22 protein-coding genes are annotated in these 23,695 nt (G+C 72.4%); 8 read left to right on the forward strand and 14 right to left on the reverse strand.

Features of this window, described 5'->3' with window-relative positions; genetic code table 11:
• The first annotated feature begins 1 nt into the window (after position 1).
• Genes efeB through ACGFNH_RS02345 form a run of 3 tightly spaced genes read left to right on the forward strand, consistent with a single transcriptional unit; the run spans position 2 to position 3,226 of the window.
• The gene (efeB, locus tag ACGFNH_RS02335; protein ID WP_393651084.1) at positions 2 to 1,345 is read left to right on the forward strand and encodes an iron uptake transporter deferrochelatase/peroxidase subunit; all 1,344 of its coding nucleotides are present in this window, start codon (positions 2 to 4) and stop codon (positions 1,343 to 1,345) included.
• Positions 1,345 to 2,379, forward strand: coding sequence for an iron uptake transporter permease EfeU (efeU, locus tag ACGFNH_RS02340; protein WP_393651085.1), 1,035 nt, complete (start codon positions 1,345 to 1,347; stop codon positions 2,377 to 2,379). Before efeB ends, efeU begins: the two co-directional genes overlap by 1 nt.
• On the forward strand, positions 2,366 to 3,226 hold the full coding sequence (locus tag ACGFNH_RS02345) for a hypothetical protein (protein ID WP_393651086.1): 861 nt from the start codon (positions 2,366 to 2,368) through the stop codon (positions 3,224 to 3,226). Before efeU ends, ACGFNH_RS02345 begins: the two co-directional genes overlap by 14 nt.
• A 194-nt stretch (positions 3,227 to 3,420) precedes the next feature.
• On the opposite strand, the gene ACGFNH_RS02350 is transcribed toward ACGFNH_RS02345, so the two are convergent.
• Complete coding sequence (locus tag ACGFNH_RS02350) at positions 3,421 to 4,152, reverse strand: bifunctional DNA primase/polymerase (RefSeq protein ID WP_393651087.1); 732 nt, start codon at positions 4,150 to 4,152, stop codon at positions 3,421 to 3,423.
• Positions 4,153 to 4,303: 151 nt separating this feature from the next.
• On the opposite strand from ACGFNH_RS02350, the gene ACGFNH_RS02355 reads away from it, so the two are divergent.
• Positions 4,304 to 5,152: a glycerophosphodiester phosphodiesterase gene (locus ACGFNH_RS02355; RefSeq protein WP_393651088.1), complete on the forward strand. Its 849-nt coding sequence runs from the start codon at positions 4,304 to 4,306 to the stop codon at positions 5,150 to 5,152.
• Here the strand turns inward: ACGFNH_RS02355 and ACGFNH_RS02360 are convergent.
• The gene (locus tag ACGFNH_RS02360) at positions 5,122 to 5,724 is read right to left on the reverse strand and encodes a TetR/AcrR family transcriptional regulator (RefSeq protein ID WP_393651089.1); all 603 of its coding nucleotides are present in this window, start codon (positions 5,722 to 5,724) and stop codon (positions 5,122 to 5,124) included. The genes ACGFNH_RS02355 and ACGFNH_RS02360 overlap by 31 nt on opposite strands.
• A gap of 125 nt (positions 5,725 to 5,849) precedes the next feature.
• Between ACGFNH_RS02360 and ACGFNH_RS02365 the strand changes: the two genes are divergently transcribed.
• Both ACGFNH_RS02365 and ddaH read left to right on the forward strand, forming a co-directional pair.
• Positions 5,850 to 6,086, forward strand: a complete 237-nt coding sequence (locus ACGFNH_RS02365; RefSeq protein WP_393651090.1) for a DUF6243 family protein — start codon at positions 5,850 to 5,852, stop codon at positions 6,084 to 6,086.
• 121 nt (positions 6,087 to 6,207) lie between these two features.
• Positions 6,208 to 7,020: a dimethylargininase gene (ddaH, locus tag ACGFNH_RS02370; protein ID WP_393651091.1), complete on the forward strand. Its 813-nt coding sequence runs from the start codon at positions 6,208 to 6,210 to the stop codon at positions 7,018 to 7,020.
• A gap of 244 nt (positions 7,021 to 7,264) precedes the next feature.
• On the opposite strand, the gene ACGFNH_RS02375 is transcribed toward ddaH, so the two are convergent.
• The 11 genes from ACGFNH_RS02375 to ACGFNH_RS02425 form a co-directional block, all read right to left on the reverse strand.
• Positions 7,265 to 8,938, reverse strand: a complete 1,674-nt coding sequence (locus ACGFNH_RS02375) for a ricin-type beta-trefoil lectin domain protein (RefSeq protein ID WP_393651092.1) — start codon at positions 8,936 to 8,938, stop codon at positions 7,265 to 7,267.
• Positions 8,939 to 9,161: 223 nt separating this feature from the next.
• Positions 9,162 to 10,184: a small ribosomal subunit Rsm22 family protein gene (locus ACGFNH_RS02380; protein WP_393651093.1), complete on the reverse strand. Its 1,023-nt coding sequence runs from the start codon at positions 10,182 to 10,184 to the stop codon at positions 9,162 to 9,164.
• 108 nt (positions 10,185 to 10,292) lie between these two features.
• Entirely contained in the window at positions 10,293 to 11,636 is a 1,344-nt protein-coding gene (locus tag ACGFNH_RS02385; RefSeq protein WP_393651094.1) for a serine hydrolase domain-containing protein, read from the reverse strand.
• Positions 11,606 to 12,916, reverse strand: a complete 1,311-nt coding sequence (locus ACGFNH_RS02390; RefSeq protein WP_393651095.1) for a Bcr/CflA family multidrug efflux MFS transporter — start codon at positions 12,914 to 12,916, stop codon at positions 11,606 to 11,608. The genes ACGFNH_RS02385 and ACGFNH_RS02390 overlap by 31 nt, the downstream gene beginning before the upstream one ends.
• A gap of 206 nt (positions 12,917 to 13,122) precedes the next feature.
• On the reverse strand, positions 13,123 to 13,929 hold the full coding sequence (locus ACGFNH_RS02395) for a DeoR/GlpR family DNA-binding transcription regulator (protein ID WP_393651096.1): 807 nt from the start codon (positions 13,927 to 13,929) through the stop codon (positions 13,123 to 13,125).
• 12 nt (positions 13,930 to 13,941) lie between these two features.
• Positions 13,942 to 15,027: an NAD(P)-dependent alcohol dehydrogenase gene (locus ACGFNH_RS02400; protein WP_393651097.1), complete on the reverse strand. Its 1,086-nt coding sequence runs from the start codon at positions 15,025 to 15,027 to the stop codon at positions 13,942 to 13,944.
• Positions 15,028 to 15,107: 80 nt separating this feature from the next.
• On the reverse strand, positions 15,108 to 15,971 hold the full coding sequence (locus tag ACGFNH_RS02405; protein WP_393651098.1) for a carbohydrate ABC transporter permease: 864 nt from the start codon (positions 15,969 to 15,971) through the stop codon (positions 15,108 to 15,110).
• Positions 15,968 to 16,978: a carbohydrate ABC transporter permease gene (locus ACGFNH_RS02410; protein ID WP_393651099.1), complete on the reverse strand. Its 1,011-nt coding sequence runs from the start codon at positions 16,976 to 16,978 to the stop codon at positions 15,968 to 15,970. Before ACGFNH_RS02410 ends, ACGFNH_RS02405 begins: the two co-directional genes overlap by 4 nt.
• 1 nt (position 16,979) lies before the next feature.
• Positions 16,980 to 18,455 carry an extracellular solute-binding protein gene (locus ACGFNH_RS02415; RefSeq protein WP_393651100.1) on the reverse strand — a complete coding sequence of 492 codons (1,476 nt, stop codon included), beginning with the start codon at positions 18,453 to 18,455 and terminating at the stop codon, positions 16,980 to 16,982.
• A 542-nt stretch (positions 18,456 to 18,997) separates the two neighbouring features.
• Complete coding sequence (locus ACGFNH_RS02420; protein WP_393651101.1) at positions 18,998 to 19,441, reverse strand: NUDIX hydrolase; 444 nt, start codon at positions 19,439 to 19,441, stop codon at positions 18,998 to 19,000.
• Positions 19,442 to 19,463: 22 nt separating this feature from the next.
• Positions 19,464 to 20,255: an STM4013/SEN3800 family hydrolase gene (locus tag ACGFNH_RS02425; protein ID WP_393651102.1), complete on the reverse strand. Its 792-nt coding sequence runs from the start codon at positions 20,253 to 20,255 to the stop codon at positions 19,464 to 19,466.
• Between the two features lie 68 nt (positions 20,256 to 20,323).
• Here ACGFNH_RS02425 and ACGFNH_RS02430 point away from each other — a divergent pair, with 68 nt between their 5' ends.
• Entirely contained in the window at positions 20,324 to 20,884 is a 561-nt protein-coding gene (locus tag ACGFNH_RS02430) for a GNAT family N-acetyltransferase (RefSeq protein ID WP_393651103.1), read from the forward strand.
• Between the two features lie 131 nt (positions 20,885 to 21,015).
• Here ACGFNH_RS02430 and ACGFNH_RS02435 read toward each other — a convergent pair whose 3' ends face one another.
• Positions 21,016 to 22,653, reverse strand: coding sequence for an alkaline phosphatase D family protein (locus ACGFNH_RS02435; protein WP_393651104.1), 1,638 nt, complete (start codon positions 22,651 to 22,653; stop codon positions 21,016 to 21,018).
• Between the two features lie 222 nt (positions 22,654 to 22,875).
• On the opposite strand from ACGFNH_RS02435, the gene ACGFNH_RS02440 reads away from it, so the two are divergent.
• Complete coding sequence (locus tag ACGFNH_RS02440) at positions 22,876 to 23,649, forward strand: SDR family oxidoreductase (RefSeq protein ID WP_393651105.1); 774 nt, start codon at positions 22,876 to 22,878, stop codon at positions 23,647 to 23,649.
• The last annotated feature ends 46 nt before the right edge of the window (positions 23,650 to 23,695 follow it).

Genomic DNA, 23,695 nt, shown 5'->3' on the forward strand with positions numbered 1-23,695 from the left:
GATGACCGCCGACAGGACCGACCCGACGCCCGGCACCACGGCAGCCGGGGGCAGTGACGGCGACGGCGAGGCCAAGGGCGGCGGGCAGGCCCCCTCGCGCCGCTCCCTCCTGGGCTGGGGCGGGGCGGGGCTCGCCTTCGGCGCCGCCGCGGCGGGCGGCGCGGCCGTCGCGCTGACCTCGGACGGGGAGGACACCACGCAGTCGGTGGCGAGCGAGGGCGCGGCCGTGCCCTTCCACGGCGAGCACCAGGCCGGGATCGCCACACCCGTCCAGGACCGGCTGCACTTCGCCGCGTTCGATGTGAAGACCGACTCCCGCGAGGAGCTGGCCGACCTCCTCAAGGAGTGGACGAAGGCGGCCGCGGCCATGACGGCCGGCCATGCGGTCGGCGAGGGCGCTGTCGGCGGCATACCGGAGGCGCCGCCGGACGACACCGGCGAGGCCCTCGGCCTCAAGCCGTCCCGTCTCACCGTCACCATCGGCTTCGGCCGCACACTCTTCGTCAAGGACGGCAAGGACCGCTTCGGGCTGAAGTCCGCGCTGCCGGACGCGCTGATCGACATACCGCTCTTCGCGGGCGACAATCTCGACCCCGACCGCAGCCACGGCGACATCTGCGTCCAGGCGTGCGCCGACGACCCGCAGGTGGCCGTGCACGCGATCCGCAACCTGGCCCGGATCGGCTTCGGCAAGGTCGCCATCCGCTGGTCCCAGCTCGGATTCGGCAAGACCTCCTCGACCACGCCCGACGCGCAGACCCCGCGCAATCTCATGGGGTTCAAGGACGGCACCCGCAACATCGCGGGCACCAACACCCCGGCGCTGCGCAAGCACGTCTGGGTCTCGGAGAAGGACGGCCCGGCCTGGCTGGCGGGCGGCAGTTACGTCGTCACCCGCCGCATCCGGATGCGCATCGAGACCTGGGACCGCACCTCGCTCAAGGAGCAGGAGGACATCTTCGGCCGGACGAAGGGCGAGGGCGCCCCGTACGGCAAGCGGCGCGAGCGCGACGAGCCGGACCTCAAGGCGATGCCCGAGATCGCGCACGTACGCCTGGCGCACCCGGACAACAACGGCGGGGCGCGGCTCCTGCGCCGGGGCTACTCCTTCACCGACGGCACGGACGGGCTCGGGCTGCTGGACGCCGGGCTGTTCTTCATCGCCTACCAGCGCGATGTGCGCACCGGGTTCGTGCCCGTCCAGAAGAGCCTGGCGCGCGATGAGCTCAACGAGTACATCCAGCACGTGAGTTCCGGCCTGTTCGCCGTCCCCCCGGGCGTCCGGGGCAAGGACGACTGGTGGGGCCGGGAACTCTTCGAGGCCACCGAGGGGAAGGGCGCCTGATGTTCGCCAACTTCCTGATCGGCCTGCGTGAGGGGCTGGAGGCCAGCCTCGTCGTGTGCATCCTGGTCGCGTACCTGGTCAAGACCGGCCGTCGGGACGCGCTGCGGCCCATCTGGACGGGGGTCGCCATCGCGGTGGCCCTGAGCCTGGGCTTCGGCGCGGCGCTGGAGTACGGGTCTCAGCAGCTGACGTTCGAGGCGCAGGAGCTGCTCGGCGGCTCGCTGTCCATCCTCGCGGTCGGACTGGTGACGTGGATGGTCTTCTGGATGCGGCGCACCGCCCGGCACTTGAAGGCCGAGCTCCAGGGGAAGCTGGACCAGGCTCTCGCCGTCGGCACGGGCGCGCTGGTGGCGACCGCGTTCCTCGCGGTGGGCCGGGAGGGCCTGGAGACCGCCCTGTTCGTCTGGCGCGCGGTGAAGGCGACCGACGACGGCACGGCGCGGCCGCTGATCGGCGTGGTACTCGGGCTCGCGACGGCGGTGGCCATGGGCTGGCTGTTCTACCGCGGGGCGCTGCGCATCGATCTGGCGAAGTTCTTCACCTGGACCGGCGGCCTGCTGGTGGTCGTGGCGGCGGGCGTGCTGGCGTACGGCTTCCACGATCTGCAGGAGGCGCGGTTCCTTCCGGGGCTGGGCACCAAGGCGTTCGACATCAGCACGACGATCCCGCCTGACACCTGGTACGGCACGCTGCTCAAGGGCACGGTGAACTTCCAGCCCGACCCGACGGTTGTGCAGGTCGTCGTTTGGGTGCTGTATCTGGTCCCCACCCTCGCGATCTTCTTCGCCCCCGGTAGGGTTGCGCCGACTCAGGCAGCCTCGAAGGAGTCCCCGAAGGAGCCCGGCCCCGATGATCCGCAGCGCGCTGCAACCCAGCCCCGTGACTCCGAGGCGGAAGCGCACCGGCCCGATGACACGCAAGCGGCCGAGAGCGACGGTGATGCTGTCGGCCGCGGCACTGCTGACGCCGGTGCTGACGGGATGCGTGACGGTGCACGGCGAACGGGAGATCATCCCGGCGGTGTCGAAGGCTGACGCGCCCAAGGCCCTCGAGGAGTTCACCGAGGGCTACAACACCGCGTACCGCACGTCGAACCCCGCGGCTCTCGCCAAGGTCGAGACGGGGCCGCTCCAGGCGATGAACCAGCCCGGGGTGAAGGCCCAGCGCAAGAACCGGCCCGCGGGGTACCCCGACTACCCCGAACTGGAGCTGACGGACGCGAAGTTCACGATCCCGAAGCAGGCCGGCTGGCCCAAGTTCTTCCTGGCGGACGCCGACAGCAACCGGGACGACAACCGGTGGCTGCTGCTCTTCGTCCGGGACGGGGCGAAGGAGCCGTGGAAGGCCGCGTATCTGTCGATCCTGAGCCCGGACGAGGTGCCGGAGTTCAAGACGGACGAGGAGGGCTGGGCGCGGCCGGTCGCGCGCGGCACGGCGCAGGGCCTGGCGATGGCTCCGGGCCGGCTGAGCACCGCGTACGCGCGCTACCTCAAGGCGGGCAAGGGGAAGAAGTTCGCCGAGGGCCAGGCCACGACGGGGCAGATCGACACCCGCGACAAGCTGCGCCGGACGGCCAGGTTCTGGACGGAGTACATCGACCAGCCCGCGAAGCCGCCGCAGTACGCCCCGGTGGCGCTGCGGCTGGCGGACGGCGGCGCCCTGGCGTTCTTCGCGGCGCACCACGCGGAGAAGCGGACGATGGCCGAAGGCTTCCGGGTCGGTCAGATCGATGACGGTACGGCGAGTGCGCTGATGACCGGGAAGCCCCGGAAGTGGGTCTCGCTGTCGCGGATCTCGGAGTCGGCGGTGCGGATACCGCCGCAGGGTCCGGTCGTCTTCCTCAACCGCCTGGAGGGCGTGACCGCCGCGAAGGGCGGCTAGGGCCCGTCGTCACGAGGGGCGTCCTGCTCATGGCGCCCCTATGACAACAGACCCTGGGCACGCCTGCCGCCGCAGGCGAACGCACGCCGCGGCGCGGCGACGTCCGCGACCGGGCAACGACCAGGTCGACGCGGCCCGGCAACTGCGCACGCCCGGCCGCCGGTTCGGCCGGCACGGGCACGCGGCGACGGGTCTCAGTGCCGCAGCGGCCAGGCCGCGGATTCGTGCCCCGCGTCCTCGTCGGCGTACTTGGCGCACGCGTCCGTGAGCGCCTCCAGCAGCGTCAGCGGGTCGGGCAGCGGCAGCTCCGGACCGCGCAGCCAGGTCACCGAGCCCTGCGACGGCAGACGGGCGGGAGGTACGAGCACATAGCTGCCGCGGCAGTGCCAGCGCAGGCCCGGATGCTCGTCCATCGTCTCCGGGTGGCAGTCCAGCTCGCAGGGCCACCACTCGTCCTCGTCGTCCGGGGTGCCGCGGGTGGCGGTGAAGAACAGCACGCGGCCCTGCGGGCCGTCGCCGCTCACGGCGACCGGGCCGATCTCGACGCCCTCGGACTCCAGCCGCGCGAGCGCGCTGTGCCCGGCCTCGGTGGGGACATCGAGGACGTCGTGGTCGATGCCCGTGGCGGTGATGAAGTTGGCCTCGGGTTGGGCGCGCAGCCAGTGGGCGACCTGCTCGGCGTCGATGGAGGCCTGGGTCTGCCAGGCGAAGGAGACGGGGTGGCGGCCCGGGGTCGGACAGCCGATCCGGTCGCAGGAGCAGCCGTAGCCCTCGGGATACGCGGCCTGGGCGAGAGGGAATCCGGCAGCGGCGGCGGCCAGCAGCAGGTCCTCGCGGGCATCTGCCGCGCCCGCGTCCGTACCGGCATTCGTCCCGCTCCTGGGACGACGGCGCAGCCATGTGGAGAACCTGCTCTGCCGTTGCATGCATCCCCTCACTTCGACCCGTTGCCCGATCAATGCTCCCACCATCCTCCTCCCCGGGTGGCCCGAGTCCTCATCCGGGGTACCGGGAGGCGCCATCCACCTGGCCCCCCATGCGGGGCATGTCAGGAAATACGGACCTAGCGTTGTCTTCATGGTCACAAGGTCGTTGCTGGCGGGGGTCCTTTCGATATCCCTGGCGGGGCCGGTCGTCCCCGTCGACGCCGGCCGGAGGATCTCCGCGGGCCGTCTGCCGGAGATCGTCTACGTGGCCCATCGCGGCGGCGCCCTGGAGGTTCCGGAGAACTCCATGTCCGGGCTGTCGACCGCTCTGCGCAGCGGGGTCGTCCAGGTCCTCGACTTCGACACCCGGATCCTGCGGGACGGCACGGTCGTGGTGATGCACGACGCGACGCTGGACCGTACGACGGGCCGGGCCGGGCGGGTGCGGAATCTCACGCGGGGCGAGTGGCGGCGGGTGCGGCTGCGGCCGGGGACGGGGCTGCCGGGGCGGTGGCGGCCCGAGCATCCGCCGACGGTGGCCGAGGTGCTCGACCGGTTCGGCGGGCGGACGGTGCTGATGCTGGAGGCCAAGGACCCGGACAGCCTGCCCGTCCTCGCCCGGCAGATCCAGGAGCGCGGGCTGGCGGACTCGGTGTTCGTGAACACCAACCGGCCGGCCGTCGCCCGCGAGGCGCACCGCAGGGGGCTCATGGCCCAGCTCTGGCGCTCGGCCCGCCAGATGCGGCACGACCGGCCCGCGGAATGGCGGGACTTCGTGGATCTTCTGGACGTGGACTACGAGGCCCGTGACGAGGATCTGCGGCGCGCGGCCGCGTCGGGCATCCCCCGCGTATGGGCCCACACGGTGAACACCCCGCGCGACCGCGACCGCGCGCTGCGGCTCGGCTGCAACGGCATCATCACGGACGCCCCGGGCCTGCTGACGGCCGTACGGGTCCGGGGCGTGCCTCAGCGCGGGGCGATACCGCGCAAGGTGTAGTCGACGACGGCGTCGGCGTACGCGTGGGTGAGCGGCATGGTGCGCTGCAGCCACCGCTGGGCGAGCGGTCCGACGAGCAGCTCCAGGGCGATACGCGGCTCGACGTCATCCGCGACCTGCCCGGCCTTCTGGGCGACGAGCAGCCGCTTGACGTAGAGCTGGAGCTGCGGTTCGAGGATTTTGGCCACGAACTCGGCGCCGAGCTCGGCGTTGATCACACCCTCGGCGGCCAGCGCCCGGTACGGGAGGTCGAACGCGGGGTCGTTGAGCTCGTCGACCGTGGCCCGCAGGACGAGTTTGAGGTCGGCCTCGAGGTCGCCGGTGTCCGGCAGTTCGTACTCGCCCTCCGCGGACTCCTCGACCAGGGCGACGAAGGCGTCGAGGAGGACGGCGGCCTTGGAGGGCCACCAGCGGTAGATCGTCTGCTTGCCGACGCCGGCGCGGGCGGCGATGGCCTCGATGGTGAGCCGGGGGTAGCCGACCTCTCCGACGAGTTCGAGGGAGGCGTCGAGGATCGCGCGGCGGGACCGCTCACTGCGGCGGGCGGAGTCGGGGGTACGGGTCTGGGCCATGGCAGAAACCTATCATCGCGAGGCGAGACGTATCGTCTTGACAAGACCGTCCGGCACCGGCACGCTGATGCACAGGACACGAGACGGACCGTCTCGTTACCCGATGGCGAACCGAGGAGGACCTCATGACCCGAGGCGGTACTGGCAACCTGCTGGGCGTCGGCGGCACCCGCGCCAACCTGTCCCGCTCCACCCTGCGCGGTGGCGGCCGCCGCGGCCGCGGGCAGGGAGGAGCGGTCGACCCGATGGCCGAAAAGCGCGAGCTGCTACGGAAGTTGAAGGAGACGAGGGAGCGGAGAACAGGGGCTGACGAGGACGATCCGGGGCCGGAGGAAACCCGGAAGAACCGGTCCGGCGCCTGATGTTTTCCCGCCTCCGGCGATTCACTTGAACAGTCACTGTGACGAAACGGGCGTCAGGGGGGAACATGTGAGCGCGCGGGCAGCCAGCTCCGCGCTCCACACACACCCGTGAGGAGTCTCCTTGCGCCCGACCTTCACTCCCCGCCGGTACTTGATGTGCGCACCCACGCACTTCAAGGTCACCTACTCCATCAACCCCTGGATGGACCCGTCGAAGCCGGTGGACCTCGCCCTCGCCGTCGCGCAGTGGGAGGACCTGCGCGACCGCTATCGCGCTCTCGGCCACACGGTGGAAGAGCTCGAGCCCCGGCCCGACCTACCGGACATGGTCTACGCCGCGAACGGCGCGACCGTGGTGGACGGACGGGTGCTCGGCGCGCAGTTCGCACATCCCCAGCGCGCCGACGAAGCGGCCATCCACCTCGCGTGGTACCGCGCCCAGGGGTTCACCGAGATCCTGGAGCCCGAGTACATCAACGAGGGCGAGGGCGACTTCGCCGTCACCGCGTCCTGGCTGCTGGCCGGCCGCGGTTTCCGCAGCAGCCCGCTCTCCCACCCCGAGGCCCAGGAGTTCTTCGGCCGCCCGGTGATCGGGCTCGATCTGGTCGACCCCCGCTACTACCACCTGGACACGGCGCTGTGCGCGCTCGGCGGCGACGACGTGATGTACTACCCGGCCGCCTTCTCGGCAGGCAGCCGTGCCGCCCTCGCCCGGCTCTTCCCCGACGCGATCATCGCGGAGGAGGCGGACGCGGCCGCCCTCGGCCTGAACGCGGTCTGCGACGGTCTCCATGTGTTGCTGCCCCAGGGCGCCGTGGGGCTCTTCGAGCCGCTGCGGGAGCGGGGCTACGAGCCGATCGGGATCGATCTCTCGGAACTGCTCAAGGGCGGCGGCAGCGTGAAGTGCTGCACGGCGGAGCTGCGTCCGGCGTAGCGCCGCGCCGTACGGCGACCGGCGACCCGGCGACCCGGCGACCCGGCGACCCGGCGACCCGGGAACGGTTCGCCGGTGTCGCGGGCGGCGGCTCCTCCGCGCCGGGCTCCGGCCCCCGGCACACCTCGTGTACCCGGGGGCCCGGCCTCGCCAATACCGGCCCTGCGCCGCGCCGTTCGCATCCACCCCGCATCCGCCCCGGGCCCGGCCCTCCCCGGCCGGGCCCGCGTCCCGCCCGTACGCGCTACGCCGCCGGTGACGACCCGGCCGCCCAGCGCTGACCGTCCCCGCCCCCGGCCGGACGGAGACCGACCTTGCCACCCGGCACCTCGTCCTGCGGCGTCACGGCGAAGTCCGGGGCGATCAACGGCCGTATGGTGCCCGACGGGTCGGCGGTGAAGACCAGGTTCTGCGGCTGGTCCCCCTCGATGGGGTTGCACGGCCAGATGCCGAGGTTCTCCTCCGTGCTGCCCTGCGCGTCGAGGCAGAAGTCCGGGTCGGCGCGCAGATGGACGAGCCCCTGCTCGTCCATCCGCCACTGCTGCGAGGGCGATCCGCTGCACGGGGCGGTGACCACGTCCGGGCGCTTCTCGAACTCCGGGGACTCCACGTCCAGACACAGCCCGGAACCGGCGTTCACCACGGACGCGAACGTGCCGGCCAGCACGGGCGGTGCCGTTGCCGAGGGTGATGCCGGGGCCGTCCGCGTCGGCGTGGGCGCTCCGGTGGCCCGCGTACGGCTCGGTGTGGGGGTGGCCCGGTCCGGCGGCCTGCTCGTCGCGGCCGTGGGAGCGGGCACGGACGGCGTACGCGGGGCCGGAACGGCCGGGGGCACCTCGCCGCCGATGCCCTCCGGTTCGCGGTCCGCCGCGTCGGGTGTCAGCAGCACGACCGCGCTGATCGCCACCGCGGCCATGGCGACGAGGATGAACGGCAGGGCCCACCGCTCGCCCGCGCCGCCGGATCGTCCGACAGGCGCGCCGGCCGTGACCGGGGCGGCCGCGGCGGCGGGGCGTTCCGGCCGTACGGTCGCGGGACCGGTGAAGCCTCGGGGCGGGCACACGGCGAGGTACTCCGCCCCGCCCCACCCGAGGAGGGATCCGGCCAGGGCCGCCCGCGGATCCGCCGTGAGCGCGTCCAGTTCCTCGATCGCCCGCACGCAGCCCGGGCATTGGGCGAGATGCCCGTCCAGGTGCTCTTCGCACTGTCCGCCGCCGGCCCGCGTCGCGGCCTCGATCAGCCGCTGGAACCTCCGGCAGGTCGCGTCGCCGGCCTCCTCCGCGTACCGCTGCAGATAGGCCTGGCGGACCGCGTCCAGGGCCGGGGGCCTCAGCTCGGCCACCGACGTCTCCACCACACCGAGGAGCAGGGCCACTTCGGCGACCGGTTCCTCTTCCACCACGCCGTACCAGAGGAGGCCGCGGGTGCGGAGCGGGAGCCCGTCGAAGGCTGCGCGCAGCACCGGTGACGGGCCGGGCTCCAGGGTGTCGTGAGGCAGCCGCTCCGCCCCCGCGATCCAGTCGGGCAGTCCCGGAGCCAGCCGCCCTTCCCGGCCGTCGTTGACCCATGCGGCCGCCAAGTGCCGTACCAGCAGGAGGAGATGGTGGCCCCAGGGCCCTTCCGGGTCATCGCCCCGGCACGTCTCCGCCTCGGCGCGGGCGAACGCCTGGGCGCCGAGTTGCTTGGCGGACTCCTCGTTCCGGGTGGCGAGCCGGGCGTACGCCAGGACGGCGGGCATGTGGCGGCGGTGCAGTTCCCGCATGGCGGGGCCGGCCGCGGGGGCACCCGCCTGCACGCGCCGGGTGAGTTCCGCGTCGGGTGTGCCGCGCGCGTCCGGCGGGTCGGCGGCGTCGTCCACGGGGGGTACGGCATCCGGGCCACCGGCCCGGTCCCCGGAGGCCTTCGGTGGCTTCGGCACCTTCTCGACTCCTCGTACGTGCTCACAGGTGTGCGAGAGCGAGGCAAGCCGTCGTTCCAGCGCGTGCGGGTCCGCCCGGTGACCGGCCGCCCCACGCCCGGGCAGCGATCGTAGGTTCCGTACGCGGCATCACGCAACCGATTGCGTCCCCTCGGCGGGAGCACGGTCGCGGCCCCTTCGACCGTGCTCCCGAGGACGGGCGGTGGAGCGCTCGCCGGGCCCCTCAGGACCAGGCGTCGCCCCACTCCGCGTCGCGCGCCGCCCGGTACAGCGGGCCCTGGCGCTTGGTCACCGTCGTGCGCCGCAGGCCCTCTTCCGGCGTGCACAGGTCCAGCAGGACCTGGCCCTTGCGCAGTTGGGGGCGGCGCACGACGCGGGGCTCTCCGCCGGGCACGGTGTCGCGCACCGCGGCCACATAGCTGAACTTCTCGTCCTCGTACGGCAACGAGCCCCGCTTGACCTGCCGGTGGAGGGACGAGCGGCCGACCCGGGCCGCGAAGTGGCACCAGTCCGTGCCCGGTTCGATGGGGCACGCGGCGCTGTGCGGGCACGGGGCGACGACGCGCAGGCCCGCCGCGATCAGCCGCTCGCGCGCGGCGATGACACGCTCGTAGCCGTCCGGGGTGCCGGGCTCGACCAGCACCACGGCCCGCGCGACGCGCGCCGCTTCGTCGACGAGAGCCCGGCGTGCGTCCTCGGCCAGTTCCTTCAGCACATACGAGACGGTGACCAGGTCCGTGCCGCCCGGCAGGGCGAGCCCGTCGCCGATCGCCGCCCGGCGCCACTCGGCGGCGCGCAGCGCGGGCTGAGGCGAGTCCGCAGCCAGTTCGCGGCCGATGGCGAGGGCGGGTTCGGCCCAGTCCAGCACCGTTGTGGGCCGGTCCTCCGCGTCCGGCCATGCCTCGGCGACCGCCCAGGCCGCGGCACCGGTGCCGCCGCCCACGTCCGCATGGCTCGCCGGGGTCCAGTCCGGCAACCGTGCGCGGAACGCGGCGAGCGCCGCGCGTACGGCCTCGAAGGTCGCGGGCATCCGGTACGCGGCGTAGGCGGCGACATCGGAACGGTCGCGCAGTACGGGCGCATCCGTCGGGGTGCTCCCCCGGTAGTTGGCGATCAGCCGCTCCACGGCCTGCGCGGCCTGGCGCGGCGGCAGCCCGTCGAGCAGCCGCGCGAGCGCGGCCCGCAGCGCGTCTGCCGGGGCGGGCGGTGTTCCGGTGCCCGGACGGGCCGGCTGAGGGGAATGCACGCGTCCGAGTCTAGATCTTCGGCTCCACGGCCCCGGAACGTGCTCCACGGCGCCGGAACGTGCTCCTCCGGCGCCTGGCGCCCCGTGACGCCCCGCACCGGCCCCGGCTCACGCCTCTCCGGTCTCCGCCGCCCGCACCGCTCGCGCCAGCCGGGTCGCGGCAGCGGCCCGGGGGCGGCTGTCGGCGGGGCGGCGGCGGGGATGGACGGTGGTGGCGAGCAGCACGAGAAAGGTGTCGGTGGCCCGGTCCAGGACCAGGCTGGTGCCCGTGAACCCGGTGTGCCCCGCGGCTCCTCGCCCGGCCAACTCGCCCATGAACCACGGCTGGTCGGTACCGAAGCCGAGCCCGGGCGGGTCCAGCAGCGCGTCCACCGACTCCGCGGCGAGGATCCGCTCGCTCCCGTACGCGCCGCCGTTCAGCAGGGCCCGGCACAGCACCGCCAGGTCACCCGCCGTGGAGAAGAGCCCGGCGTGCCCGGCGACTCCCCCGAGCGCGTAGGCGTTCTCGTCGTGCACCTCGCCGCGCAGCATGCCGCGGTCGAGTTTCGCCCAAGGGCGGCGCTGGTCCTCGGTGGCGGCCATGTCCTCCTCGGACCCGAACGGCCCGAAGCCGGTCGCCGTCATGCCCAGCGGCCCCGTGACCCCGTCCCGTACGAGGACGTCCAGCCCTTGGCCGGTGACCTGCTCGAGCACCGCTTGGAGGGCGATCAGGTTGAGATCGGAGTAGACGTGTGCCGTTCCGGGTGCCGCGGCGGGCGGCTCCTCCCACAGCAGGGCGAGCCGGTCCGCGCGGCCCTCGCGCTCATGGAAGGGCAGTTCGGGCCGCAGACCGGAGGTGTGGGTGAGGAGCTGCCGGACGGTGACGGCGGCCTTGCCCGCGGCGCCGAAGGCGGGGAGGTACGCCGCGACGGGCCGGTCCAGGACCAGATCGCCCCGCTCCACCTGCCGTACGGCGACGACCGCGGTGAAGAGCTTGGTCAGCGAGGCCAGGTCGAAGCGGGTGCCGGTGCGCATCGCCACCTTCTCCGCTCGCCCGGGCACCGCGGCGCCCCCGGACCTCTCCGCTGCTCGCCCGGACCTCTCCGCTGCTCCCCCGGGCCTCTCCGCTGCTCCCCCGGGCCTCTCCGCTGCTCCCCCGGGCCTCTTCGCCGCTCCCCCGGGCCCGGCGGAAGCGGTGCCGGGGTCCGGCAGCTCGACGCCGCGTCCGGTCCCCGCGTCGTACGCCGCGTACCGCACGGCCCAGCCAGCCGCCTCCGAGACGGCCACGACCGGCCCGCGCCCTGCGAGCACCACCGCTCCCGCGCACCAGGGGTCATCGCCCTCGGTCAGCCGCCGTACGTCGCGTACGAGCAGGTCCAGCTCGGCGGCGTCGAGCCCGGCCTGCGCCGGGGTCCCGGCGCGCAGCACCGGTGCGGTCGCGGTCAGCGGGTCGCGTGGTCCTTGGCACCCCATGGGCGGCACAGTCCCAGGAAACAGGCCACCGCCGCCAGCGCACACACCAGTTGGACCAGGGCCATCGGCCAGGCCGTGTGCTCGCCCGCGACCCCGACCAGCGGCGAGGCGATGGCCCCGACGAGGAACGCGGTGGTGCCGAGAAGTGCGGAGGCCGAACCGGCCGCATGCGGCGTACGGGTCAGGGCCAGCGCATTGGTGTTCGGCAGCACCAGGCCCATGGCCGACATCAGCACGAACAGCCCGGCCGCGATCGGTGCGAGCCCCACCCGGCCGAGGACTCCGGATGCCATCAGCAGCAGTGCGACCGCCGCCGCGGTGATGACGGCCAGGCCGGTGGCCACAGTCTTGTCGAGGCTGACCCGGCCGGCCAGGACCTTGCCGTTGAGCTGGCCGACGCCGACGAGCCCGATCGAGTTGAGCCCGAAGAGAAGGCCGAAGGTCTGCGGGGACGCGCCGTAGATCTCCTGGACGACGAAGGGCGAGGCGGAGATGTACGCGAAGAGGACGGCGAAGGCGAAGCCGCCCGCGAGCATGTAGCCGGTGAAGACCCGGTCGGCCAGCAGCCCGCGGATCGTACGGAGGGTCTCGCGCAGCCCACCGCTGTGCCGCCGCTCCGGCGGCAGCGTCTCGTCCAGCCACCGGGCGGCGACGAGGGTCAGCAGGGCGCCGACGCCGGTGAGGACGTAGAACACACCGCGCCAGTCGGTGATGCGCAGGACCTGACCGCCGATGAGCGGGGCGACGACCGGTGCGACGCCGGAGACCAGCATCAGCGTGGAGAAGAAACGGGCCATGGCCACGCCGTCGTACAGGTCGCGCACGATCGCGCGGGCGATCACCAGCCCGGCCGCCCCGGCCAGGCCCTGAGCCAGGCGGAAGGCGATGAGCAGCCCGGCGGTGGGGGCGAAGGCGCAGAGCGCGGTCGCGACGACGTAGAGGACCATGCCGGCGACGAGGGGGCGACGGCGGCCCCAGCGGTCGCTCATCGGGCCGACGACGAGCTGGCCGAGGGCCATGCCCGCCAGGCATGCGGTGAGGGTGAGTTGCACGGTCGCGGCGGGGCTGTGCAGCGACTCGGTGACCTGCGGCAGCGCCGGGAGGTACATGTCCATCGACAGCGGCGGCATGGCGGTGAGCCCGCCGAGGATGAGGGTGACGAGCAGTCCGGTGCGCCGGCGGGCGGCGGGATGGCGGGCGGTGGCGGGGCTCGCCGGGCCGGCCTGGCGCGCGGTGGGGACGGGTATCTGTTCCGGTCTGGTCGGCCCGGTGTCCGGCATGCGCGCTCCATCTCGTCGAATCCGTCCCCATGCTCTCAGCACGGTGCGGGGACAGGACGGTCGAGGTGGGCCGGTCGAGGTGGGCCGGTCGGCGGGGTACGGGCGGTCGGCGACGTCCAGGTCATCAGCGGCGTACGGGCGGTCGGTCGGCGGCGTACGGGCGGCAGTGGTGTACGGGCCGTCGGCCGCGTACGGCGCGGGCGCGCTTACGCCCCGGACGCGTCCGGGTCGACGGTCTCCACCGCGACCCCGAGCGCGCGGACAGCCGCGATCTCCTCGTCCGAGGTGCCCGTGTCGGTGATGACCGCCTCGTACGCGGCGACCGTGCCGTACGCGTACGTGGCCGTCTTGCCGAACTTCGAGTGGTCCGCCAGGAGCAGGGCACGGTCGGCGGACGCCAGCATGGCCTCCTTGACCTCCGCGTACTCCCGGAGGGGATGGAAGAGGCGGCCCTCGAGGACGGCCGTGGCCGACATCAGGGCGACATCGGCGTGGATCCGGGCCAGTCCGCGGCCGACCTCGGGCCCCGTGCAGGAGCTGAACTCGCCGTGGTAGCGCCCGCCCAGGAGGGTGACGTCCATGCCGGGCGAGGAACCGAAGCGCTGGGCGAGTCCGACCGAGTTGGTGACGACGGTGAGCCGGTCGAGCCGGGCGAGGGCGTCGGCCAGCGGGTAGAGGGTGGTGGAGTCGTCCATGAGCACGGTGCTCCCCGGGGCGATCCGACGAGCGGCGGCTTCGCACAGGCCAGTCTTCTCCGCGAGCCCGGTGCCCTCGCGGAAGCGGGTGGCCGTCTCCATGGTGAGGGCGGGGAAGGCGACCGCGCGCCCGCGCTCCTTGCGCAGCAGGTGCCGGCCGGCCAGGTCGTCGAGGTCGCGGTGCATCGTCATCAGGCTGACGTCGAACCGGGCGGCGAGGTCGTCGATGCGGGTCTCGCCGTGCTCGGCGACGTACCGCAGGACGGCCTGCCGCCGCTGCTCCACCGCTGCCTGCGACAGCCGTGCCTTGGCGGGCACGCGGTCCCCTTCCTACTCCCTGCCCCCGCCCGGCCGGTTGAGCTGCGGACGTACCAGGGGTTTGATCGCGGTCCGGTCGCGGGCGCTCACGGTCAGCGCCTCCTCGGCCTCTTCCAGGCCGTAGCGGTGGGTCGCCAGCCGGTCGAGCTCCACCTCACCGGATGCGGCGAGCGCGATGGCCGTCGGCCACGTGTTGGCGTACCGGAAGGTGCCCGTGACTGTGATCTCGAAGTTTTGCACATGGGCCAGCGGCAGGGGGACGGAGTCTCCGCCCATGCCGACGAGGACCGCGTGCCCGGCCCGGCCGACGGTCCGTACGGCCTCGTCGGCGACCGCGGGGACGCCCGAGCACTCCAGGAGGACGTCCGGCTCGAAGCCTGTTTCGGCGAGCCGGGTCCGGCGTGCGTCGAACGCGGCGGTCGCGCCGAGTCGGCGGGCCGCCTCCAGCCGGTGGGGCTCGACGTCGGTGACGACGACCTCGGCGGCTCCGAAGGCACGCGCGGTCTGCGCCGCGACCAGGCCGATCGGCCCGGCGCCGGTCACCAGCACCCGGGAGCCGGTGGCGACCGCGCCCTTGCGGCAGGCCCAGACGCCGACGGACAGCGGCTCCAGCAGCGCGGCGGCCACCGGGCTCATCGACGCGGGTACGGGATGGGCGAAGTCCTCGTCGACGGCGACGTACTCGCACAGGGCGCCGTCGACGGGCGGTGTCGCGTAGAAGGCCACGTCGGGGCAGAGGTTGTAGCGGCCCTGGCGGCACTGCATGCATCGCCCGCAGGGCACACCGGGTTCGATCGAGACGAGTCGACCGGGCTCGTGGCGGGTCGCCCCGGGGCCGAGGGCGACGACCGTGCCGCTCGGCTCGTGCCCGAGGACCATGGGGGCGCGGACGACGAAGTCACCGATCCTGCCGTGCTCGTAGTAGTGGACGTCGGAGCCGCAGATGCCGACCGCCTCGACCCGTACGAGGACCTGGCCGGGGCCCGGCTCCGGCACCGGGCGCTCCTCCACGACCAGTTCGCCGGGCGCCTGGAGGACCGCGGCGCGCATGGAGGCGGGACGGTGGACGGGCAGCGGCGCGACCGGGGCGGCGGGCACACGGCCGGTGGATACGGATTCGGGGGCAGGTACGGATTCGGGGGCGGGTGCAGGGTCGGGGGCGGGCGCAGGGTCGGGGGTCATTCTCCGGTCACGGCTCCCATGGTCAGGCCGGTGACCAGCCACCGGCGTACGGCAAGGCCGACGAGCATCATCGGGACCACCACGACGGTGCCGATGGCGGTCAGTTGTCCCCAGTCGATGCCGGTCTGGGTGACGAGCTGACCGGCGGCGAGCGGCAGGGTCTGGGTGTGCGGTCCGCTGAGCACCAGCGCGAAGGCGTAGTCGTTCCAGGAGAAGACCAGGCACAGCACGAAGGTGGTGACGAGTCCGGGGCGGGTCAGCGGCAGCACGACATGGCGGAACGCCTGCCAGCGCGTGCACCCGGCGACCAGCGCGGACTCCTCCAGGGATGGCGGCACTTGGGCGAAGAAGGCGTTCAACAGCCAGATGGCGAACGGCAGATTGAAGCTGAGATAGGCCAGCACCAGGCCGGGCAGGGTGTCGATCAGCCCGAGGAAGCGGAAGATCAGGAAGATCGGCAGCACCACGGCCGCGGCGGGTGCCATCCGCGTGGAGATGATCCAGAACGAGAGGTGCTGCTTGCCCCGCATCGGGGTGCGGGCCAGACCGTAGCCGGTGAGCGCGCCGAGGACGGTGGCCAGTAGCGCGGACAGGCCCGCGGCGACCACGCTGTTGGTCAGATACGGCCACAGGTTGTTCGAACCGGTGAAGAGGTTGCGGTAGTTGTCCAGGGTCGGGCCGAACCAGACGTCTGGTGCGGGGGCCGTGACCTCGCCCGAGGGCTTCACGGACGACAGTGCCATCCAGCCCAGCGGGACGAGCGTCCACACCAGTGCGACGGCGACCAGGACGCGTACGAGGATGCGGGAGGCGCGGGTGCCGCGCTGCAGCGGCGCCGCGCCGGCGGTGGAGGACGTCATACGGCCGGCCCCTTCCGGTCGAGGAGAGTCACGAACCAGCGGGCCACAACGGTCGTCACGGCCAGCATCAGCAGACCGGTGACGGCGGCGTAGCCGAAGTCGAAGAAGCGGAAGGCGGTTTCGTAGAGCTGGACGGACGCGGTCTTGGTGGCGTTCGCCGGGCCGCCGCCCGTGGTGTTCCAGATGATGTCGAAGTAGCGCAGCGCGTCCATGGACCGGATGAGCAGCGCCACCAGCAGCACGGGCGCGACGCACGGCAGCACGATGTGGCGCAGCGTCCGCAGCATCCCGGCGCCGTCGAGCGACGCCGCCTCCAGCAGCCCGGCGGGCACGGAGGTGAGTCCGGCCAGGGCGATCAGCGCGACGAGCGGGGTCCACTCCCAGATGTCCATCAGGGTCACGGCGGCGAAGGCCGTGGTGCTGTCGGCCATCACGTCCCCGTGGTGGCCGAGTTGGCGCAAGCCCCACGCGTACAGCCCGAAGGTCGAGTCGGTGAGGAAGCGGCCGAGGAGGCCGACGATGACCGGTGCCACGAACATCGGGAGCAGCAGCAGGCTCAGGGCCGCGTTGCGGCCGCTGCGCAACCGCCACAGGCAGATGGCCAGAGCCGTGCCGAGCACCATCTCGCCGCCGACGGTGAGCGTGAAGTAGGCGGCGGTGCGCACCCACGCCCAGGCGGTGTCGGGATCGGTGAACAGACGGGTCCAGTTGGTGACGCCGACGCCGTCCAAACGCAGCCCGCCGAGCAGATGGACGCGGGCGAAGCTCATGGCCACCACGGCGGCGAACGGCAGCACGGAGACGGCGGCGAGGACCAGCAGCCCGGGGGACATCAGCCGCCCGGTGAATCCGGGGAGGGGGATCCGGGCCCGGCGGCGGGCGCTTCGGGAGCCGTCGCCCGTACGGGGTGAACGGGGCGCGGGGACCGTACGGTTCGCGTCGTCCGCGTTGCCGGTGTCGCGGTTCGCGTCGTTCCCGCGGTGTGCGGGGGTCACGGATGCGGGCACGTCAATTCACCCACCCTCGGGCGACGATGCGGTCGATGCGGTCGGCGGCCGACCGCATCGCCTCGGCCGGCGCGGCATCGCCGGCGAGCATGCGGGAGACCTCGGTGAAGAGGGCGGTGTCGCACTCGCCCCACATGGGGATCTTGGGACGCAGCCCGATGTTCCCGGGCTTCCAGGTCTCCCGGACGGCGTCCGTGCTGAGCATGTTGGGCATCTTCGAGGGCCGGTGCCCGGCCTCGGCGACCTCCGGCCTGGCGTAGACGGAGGTACGGGTCGGGGTGCCGCCGCCGACCTTGCTCGCCAGGCCGGTGACCTGGGTCCGGGGCGCGGTGGCCCACACGAGGAACAGCCAGGCGGCCTTCCGGCGGCCGGGCGGGACGATGTCGGAGACCGCGATGCCGGTGCCGCCGTACATCCCGGCGGAGCGTGCGGGTCCCTTCGGCAGCGGGGCGTAGCCGACCTTGCCGGGCAGGGCCTGCTCGTTGGCGGCCGCGTACTCGTGCCAGTTGGGGCACATCGCGAACCGGCCGGATCGGAAGGCGGAGCCGACACCGTCCCAGTCCCAGGTGCGGGAGGCGGGGTCGGCGATCGCGAGCAGCCGCTGGTAGAACTCGGCGCCGGCGACGGCGCGTTCGGAGCGCAGCCGGCAGGGGCCGGGGTCGGTGGCGCCCAGCCGTCCCACGGCCGGGCCGTCGTCGAAGTAGTCGCCGCCGTACGCCCAGAGCAGGTTGGAGAAGTCGCACATCAGGGAGTCGTGCTGCTTGGCCTGGTGCCCGGTGCCGTACGGGACGTCGTCGGTGCGGTCGTTGAACCAGCGCGCCGTGGCGTAGTACTGCTCCCAGGTCGAGCCGGCAGAGGGCATCGGGTCGAACCCGAGGTCGTCCGCCATCCGGTCGCGGTGCTTTTCGAAGAGATCGGCGCGGTACTGCCACACCATGGTCGGGCAGTCGTACGGCAGCGCGAGGACCTTCCCGTCGTCGCGGAAGCGGCCGGCCGCGTCGAGATGGCTGGGGATGAAGTCGCCGAACCCGCCGGGAAGTTGCGGCAGCGCGGGGTCCTCCTGGAAGGCGCGCAGATCGGCGAAGGCCGGAGCGTATGGGGCGAGGACGAGGTACGGGTCGGCGTAGACCACGTCGTACTCGCCGTTGCCGGAGGCGAGGTCGAGGGCGACCTTCTGGGCCAGGGCGGAGAGTTCCAGCGTGACGATGTTGACGCGGATGCCGGTGAGCTCGGTGAAGGGCGCGAGGTCGGCGGCGATGGCCGCGGTCGGGGCGGTGTTCTCCGAGATGAAGTTCAGGGTGGTGCCGGCGTACTGGCGCCAGGGCCCGGCACCTGCGTCGGCGACCACGTCGGGCCGGCCGCCGCAGGCGGAGAGCAGCCCCGCGGCCCCGGCCACGGCGGCGCCGCGCAGGAGCGAGCGGCGGCTCAGCGGCGGCGCCGGTGGTCGTGCGGGGAGGGGTGGGGAGCGGAAGGGCATGTCGGTGCGTCCCTTGGAGTCGGCTGGAGTCGGCGGGCGCGAACTCTGGCGGACCACATTGTTAGCAGAAGACGGCACCGTTTTTAACACATCTTGCGATAACTTCTTGAGGGATCTACCGTCAGTGGGAGCCGGAAGCAGCCCGACGGCGAGGCATGGGGGACATCAGGATGCCCGCCCGTCGGACACGGGGGGGGACGACGGACTGGCGGGGCTGTCTGGCTCGCTCAGCCGTAGGAGGCTGACCATCGGCCGCGCGTGAAGTGGCATACGCCGTCGGGCGTGATGTGCAAGCGGGCGCCGTAGATCGGTAGGCCGCCCTCGGCGTTGAGTCGGTGTCGGATGCGTTCCAGCACCGTCCACAGTCGCCGCGGGCCACCCTGGTGGACCGTAGGCGGAACAATCCACGTCGCGGAGGCGCGCGCCCATGAGCCGTCGACGTGCACCGGCCATGCCGTGCGCTTCTCGCCTCGTTCCTCGCAGTCGGTCCGCTGCCGTTTGACGCCATGCAAACGGCTTGCATCTCGTGCGAGAAGCCCCCTCTATGCCTCTCTTGCGCTACGGGCCAGCAGCAGCGCCAGGGGGCCTCCTTGCAAGAGGAACCGCCCCTCGCCGATGGCCTTGATCGCGTCATCCATGGACCACCACATCAGCTTGAAGCCCTCCTCGCTCGGCGTGAGTTGTTGCGGACCGCAGGTGAGCACTGTGGCCTCGAAGAGGTGGATGCGGGCCTTGGACTTCAACGCCATGGCGTACGAGCCCAGACGGCGCCAGGATTCGGCGGTAACGCCTGCTTCCTCGCGCAGCTCACGTCGCGCACAGTCCTCCGGTGTCTCGCCGGGTTCCTGGCGCCCTCCGGGGAGGAACAGGTACTCACCTCCATGATCGGGGAACAGTGTGGTCATCACAGCGACCTTGTCGTCTGCGTCACGGGCGACGATCACGGAGGCGTCGCTCGTCGGCCCACTGCTGTCGTTCTGGGTCATGCCGAGCGAGCGTAGTTTCCGTTCAGAGCAGCATGGCGGCGAACGGAACGTTCAGCACGGTGGGGTGAGCGATTCCGCGTCCGTGGTAGCCGTCCTCGCCGAAGGCGTCGCCGTGGTCGGCGCACATCATGACGAGCCACCGTCGGCCGCTGGTCAAGCCGTGGATGAGCTGTCCGAGGTATGCGTCGGCGTAGCCGAGAGCTGCGGCTTGCGAGTTCCACGAGTCGTGGCTCTTGCCCAGATAGTGGCCGTGGGGGACATGGGTTGCGGAGACATTGACGAACAGGAACAGCGGCCGGTCGCCGTACTGGTCGGCAACGGATAGGGCGTGGTCGGCCTGGTGGCGGGTGGACTCCGGTTCCGGGGAACAGAATTCCGGCCGCCAATGGTCCTCTTGGAACATGTCGGGCAGTACCGACCCGAGGGGGGTCTCCCGCGAGAAGTACGTCACGCCTCCGATGCAGATGGTGCGGTAGCCGTGCTGTTCCAGGCCGGCCAGGAGGTTCGGGGCGTCGAAGACGAAGGTTCCGGGGTCGACCGTCTTGAACGCTGGCGGGCGGCACTCCCACAGCCGCGGGGGCTGTACGGGCTGAGGGAGCTTCGGCAGGAAGCCGGAGAAGAACGCCGTGTGAGCGGGGAGGGTGAATGTTCCGGGGGTCCTGCGTTCCTCCCACTGGCCGCCGGGGAGGAGCTTGGCGAGGTTCGGTGTCTGCCCGGCGTGCAGGGCCGCGCGTGCGACGTCGTAACGGAGTGAGTCGAGGGTGATGAACAGGATGCTGGTGCCGCTCTGGATGACCTCGGCTGCGTTGATCATGCTGCTCCGGCGAGGTCGCGGCGGTCGATGATGCGGCCCTTGGCCTGATCGTTGACGGGGATAGGAACGTGATCGGCGGCGATCATGTCGCGAATATCAGCCAGCCCGGTTTCCTCGGGACGCTGATTGAGGTCTACGCCGAGGTACGCGCCGACCAGATTCACCAGCCGCACTACTCAGTCGAGCGGTACGGGGAACGGCTGGCACGCCACGCCGCAGAACCCGGATGGGAGACCGTCATCGGGTACGACGGGGACGAGCCCGTGGGCTACGCCTACGTCAACACCATTCCCTTCGATGACCGTTGGTGGCGCCGGATGACGACTCCGCTGCCGGAGGGCACGACCGAGCGATCCACCATCGCGCTCAAGGAGATCATGCTGCGAGTGCCGTGGCGCGGTGTCGGCGTGGCCCGGCGCATCCATGACGAACTGCTGGCTCACCGGCCGGAGGAACAGGTCTCTCTCCTCGTGAACCCGCTGAATGGGAACGGCAAGGTCAAGGCCCTGTACCAGCGTTGGGGCTATCGGGAGATCAGCATGCAGCAACCCTCGGCGGATGGGCCCGTCCTCACCGCCATGTTGCGCGCCACCCGCGAGCCCGCGCCGGTGCCTGGCACGGCAGAGTAGCGATCACCACAAGGAACTCCGCGCACCGAGGCACTTGGGGTGGGGACGGCCGAGTATCACCCAAGCCCCCGCAAGGGGCCACATCAGGAAGTGGTTTCCCAGCCTTCCCGACGTGGCCCGCCGCAGCGGCGCTACGCCGGCTTCAGCCCCGGGTCCCCCGCCTCCGTCACGAACGACGCGGCCGTGGTGAGCGGTGCACCGGGGGCCGTCACCGCGGACACGGTCCTGTAGTCGGCGCGAGCGGCGTCCCGGCCGAGCGTGATCACCGTGTAGCCGCGGCGGCCGTTGTACCACTTCATGTGCGGGTTGGCCTGCGTGTACGTCTGCCAGTTGGCAGGCTTGTCCGCACCGTCCCTGCCGCTGGAGACGGACGTGGTGACGAATTCCGTCCCCACGACGGGTGCCTTGGGGTCGTCGAAGTCCCGCTTGATGTCGAGCGCGTAGCTCACATGCACATCGCCGGTCAGCACGACGAGGTTCTCCACGCCCGCGGCCTGCGCTCCCGCCAGCACCCGGTCGCGTGACGCCGGGTATCCGTCCCAGGCGTCCATGCTCACCTTCGCGACCGGGTTCAGGTCCAGCCGACGCCGGGAGAAGGTGACCTGCTGCGGCACGACGTTCCACAGGGCGTCCGAGGCGCGCCATCCGTCGATCAGCCAGCGCTCCTGGGTGGCGCCGGTCATGGTGCGCGACGGGTCCTCCGAAGCGGGCCCGGGGACGTGCGCACCGTCGCCGTACGCCTGGTCGGAGCGGTACTGGCGGGTGTCGAGGATGTCGAACTGCGCGAGTTGCCCGAAGTGCAGCCGCCGGTAGAGCTGCATGTCCGCCGCCTGCGGCTGCTGCGGGCGGCGCAGCGGCTGGTTCTCCCAGTACGCGCGGTAGGCGGCGGCGCGGCGGATGAGGAAGTCCGCCGGAGAGCCGCCGCCCTCGGGGACGTCGTCCGCATAATTGTTCTCGGTCTCGTGGTCGTCCCAGGTGACGACGAACGGGTGCGCGGCGTGGGCGGCCCGCAGGTCGGGGTCGCTCTTGTAGAGGGCGTAGCGCAGCCGGTAGTCCTCCAGGGTCACCGTCTCGCGGTTGAAGATCGCCGGCAGGGTGCGGTCGGTGTAGGCGCGGGCGCCTCCGGCGGCGTCGACCGCGTACTCGTAGAGGTAGTCGCCGAGGTGGAGGACCACATCGAGGTCCTCGCCCGCGAGATGCCGGTACGCGGTGAAGTACCCGTCGTGGTACGCCTGGCAGGAGACGGCGGCGAGCCTGACGTCGGTCGTCCGGGCGCCGCGCGCGGGGGCGGTCCGGGTCCGCCCGGCCGGGCTGGTCCACGTACCGGCGCGGAAGCGGTAGTAGTACACGCGGTCGGCGTCCAGGCCCGCGACCTCGATGTGCAGCGTGTGGTTGAACTCCGGGTGGGCGGTGGCCGTTCCGCGCCGGACGACGCGAGTGAAGCGACTGTCGTGGGCCACTTCCCAGTCCACGGCGATGCGGGCGTTCGGCAGACCGTTGCCGGGCTCGTACGGGCTGGGGGCGAGCCGGGTCCACAGGACGACGGAGCCCGGCAGCGGGTCGCCCGAGGCGACGCCGAGCGTGAACGGGTCGGCGGTGACGGCCTTCCGGGCGTCGGCTTCGGCGGCCTGGGCGCTGCCCGGCAGGTTGGTGGCGAAGGCGAGCGCGGCGGCGGCCCCCGTGGCGGTGAGGAAGCGGCGCCGCCCGAGGTGCGCGGCGGCGGCGCGGAGCTCCCGGTGGTACTCCTGCTGGAACGACGTGCGGGTCATCTGGCCCTCCCCATACGGGTGTTGTCATGGGAAGTGCACCGACGGAGAACGGCGGGGCGCCGGCGCCCGCCCGACACCCACATGTCGAGTCGATGAGCTTCACACCCGGTTGGGACGTTCCGGGGCAATCCGTTGGCGAGGAGAGGACGCTTCCGCTGCTTGCCATGGCGCTCGGAGCGCGCGTACGCCGCCCCGGTCCCGGCTCCGCGTACGCTGCCGCCCATGACGGAGATCGACGGCACGTCAGGAACGCCCGGGGTGGCAGTGGTCACGGGCGCCGGGTCCGGGATCGGCCGGGCCGTGGCCCTCGAACTGGCCCGCGCCGGATGGTCGGTGGCCCTGGCCGGCCGCCGTCCGCCCCCTTTGGAGGAGACGGCGCGGCTGGGGCGGGAGGGCGGCCGGACCCTGGCGGTGCGGACCGACGTCACGCGCCCGGAGGACGTCGACTCGCTCTTCCGCGTGATCGTCGAGCAGTTCGGGCGGCTGGACCTGCTCTTCAACAACGCCGGGAGCTTCGGCCCGGCCGTACCGCTGGAGGAACTGGGGTACGACGACTGGCGGTCGGTGGTCGACACCAACCTCACCGGCGCGTTCCTGTGCGCGCAGGGCGCCTACCGGCTGATGAAGGAGCAGGACCCGCAGGGCGGGCGCATCATCAACAATGGTTCGATCTCGGCCCATGTGCCGCGGCCGGACAGCGTCGCGTACACCGCCACGAAGCACGCGATGACGGGCCTCACCAAGTCGCTCTCCCTGGACGGGCGGGCGTACGGGATCGCCTGCGGTCAGATCGACATCGGCAACGCGGCCACGGAGATGACCGAGCGGATGCGGACCGGCATCCGGCAGGCGAACGGAACGGTGGCGATCGAACCCTCGATGGATGCCGCGGACGTGGCACGGACGGTGCTGCACATGGCGTCGCTGCCGCTGGAGGCGAACGTGCAGTTCGCGACGGTGATGGCGACGGCGATGCCGTACATCGGCCGGGGCTGAGACACGACTCCACGCGGGCGAGAGCCATCCACCATGGTGGAATTTG

It is taken from the genome of Streptomyces sp. NPDC048639 (genome assembly GCF_043199075.1).
Taxonomy (GTDB): domain Bacteria; phylum Actinomycetota; class Actinomycetes; order Streptomycetales; family Streptomycetaceae; genus Streptomyces.

Excerpts from the sequence above, each read along its gene's own strand:
- ACGFNH_RS02350 (WP_393651087.1), bottom strand. The coding sequence starts at position 4,152 with ATGCAACGGCAGAGCAGGTTCTCCACATGGCTGCGCCGTCGTCCCAGG.
- ACGFNH_RS02360 (WP_393651089.1), bottom strand. The coding sequence starts at position 5,724 with ATGGCCCAGACCCGTACCCCCGACTCCGCCCGCCGCAGTGAGCGGTCC.
- ACGFNH_RS02415 (WP_393651100.1), bottom strand. The coding sequence starts at position 18,455 with ATGCCCTTCCGCTCCCCACCCCTCCCCGCACGACCACCGGCGCCGCCG.
- ACGFNH_RS02385 (WP_393651094.1), bottom strand. The coding sequence starts at position 11,636 with ATGGGGTGCCAAGGACCACGCGACCCGCTGACCGCGACCGCACCGGTG.
- ACGFNH_RS02390 (WP_393651095.1), bottom strand. The coding sequence starts at position 12,916 with ATGCCGGACACCGGGCCGACCAGACCGGAACAGATACCCGTCCCCACC.
- ACGFNH_RS02365 (WP_393651090.1), top strand. The coding sequence starts at position 5,850 with ATGACCCGAGGCGGTACTGGCAACCTGCTGGGCGTCGGCGGCACCCGC.
- ACGFNH_RS02420 (WP_393651101.1), bottom strand. The coding sequence starts at position 19,441 with ATGACCCAGAACGACAGCAGTGGGCCGACGAGCGACGCCTCCGTGATC.
- efeU (WP_393651085.1), top strand. The coding sequence starts at position 1,345 with ATGTTCGCCAACTTCCTGATCGGCCTGCGTGAGGGGCTGGAGGCCAGC.
- efeB (WP_393651084.1), top strand. The coding sequence starts at position 2 with ATGACCGCCGACAGGACCGACCCGACGCCCGGCACCACGGCAGCCGGG.
- ACGFNH_RS02405 (WP_393651098.1), bottom strand. The coding sequence starts at position 15,971 with ATGACGTCCTCCACCGCCGGCGCGGCGCCGCTGCAGCGCGGCACCCGC.
- ACGFNH_RS02355 (WP_393651088.1), top strand. The coding sequence starts at position 4,304 with ATGGTCACAAGGTCGTTGCTGGCGGGGGTCCTTTCGATATCCCTGGCG.
- ACGFNH_RS02435 (WP_393651104.1), bottom strand. The coding sequence starts at position 22,653 with ATGACCCGCACGTCGTTCCAGCAGGAGTACCACCGGGAGCTCCGCGCC.
- ACGFNH_RS02425 (WP_393651102.1), bottom strand. The coding sequence starts at position 20,255 with ATGATCAACGCAGCCGAGGTCATCCAGAGCGGCACCAGCATCCTGTTC.
- ACGFNH_RS02440 (WP_393651105.1), top strand. The coding sequence starts at position 22,876 with ATGACGGAGATCGACGGCACGTCAGGAACGCCCGGGGTGGCAGTGGTC.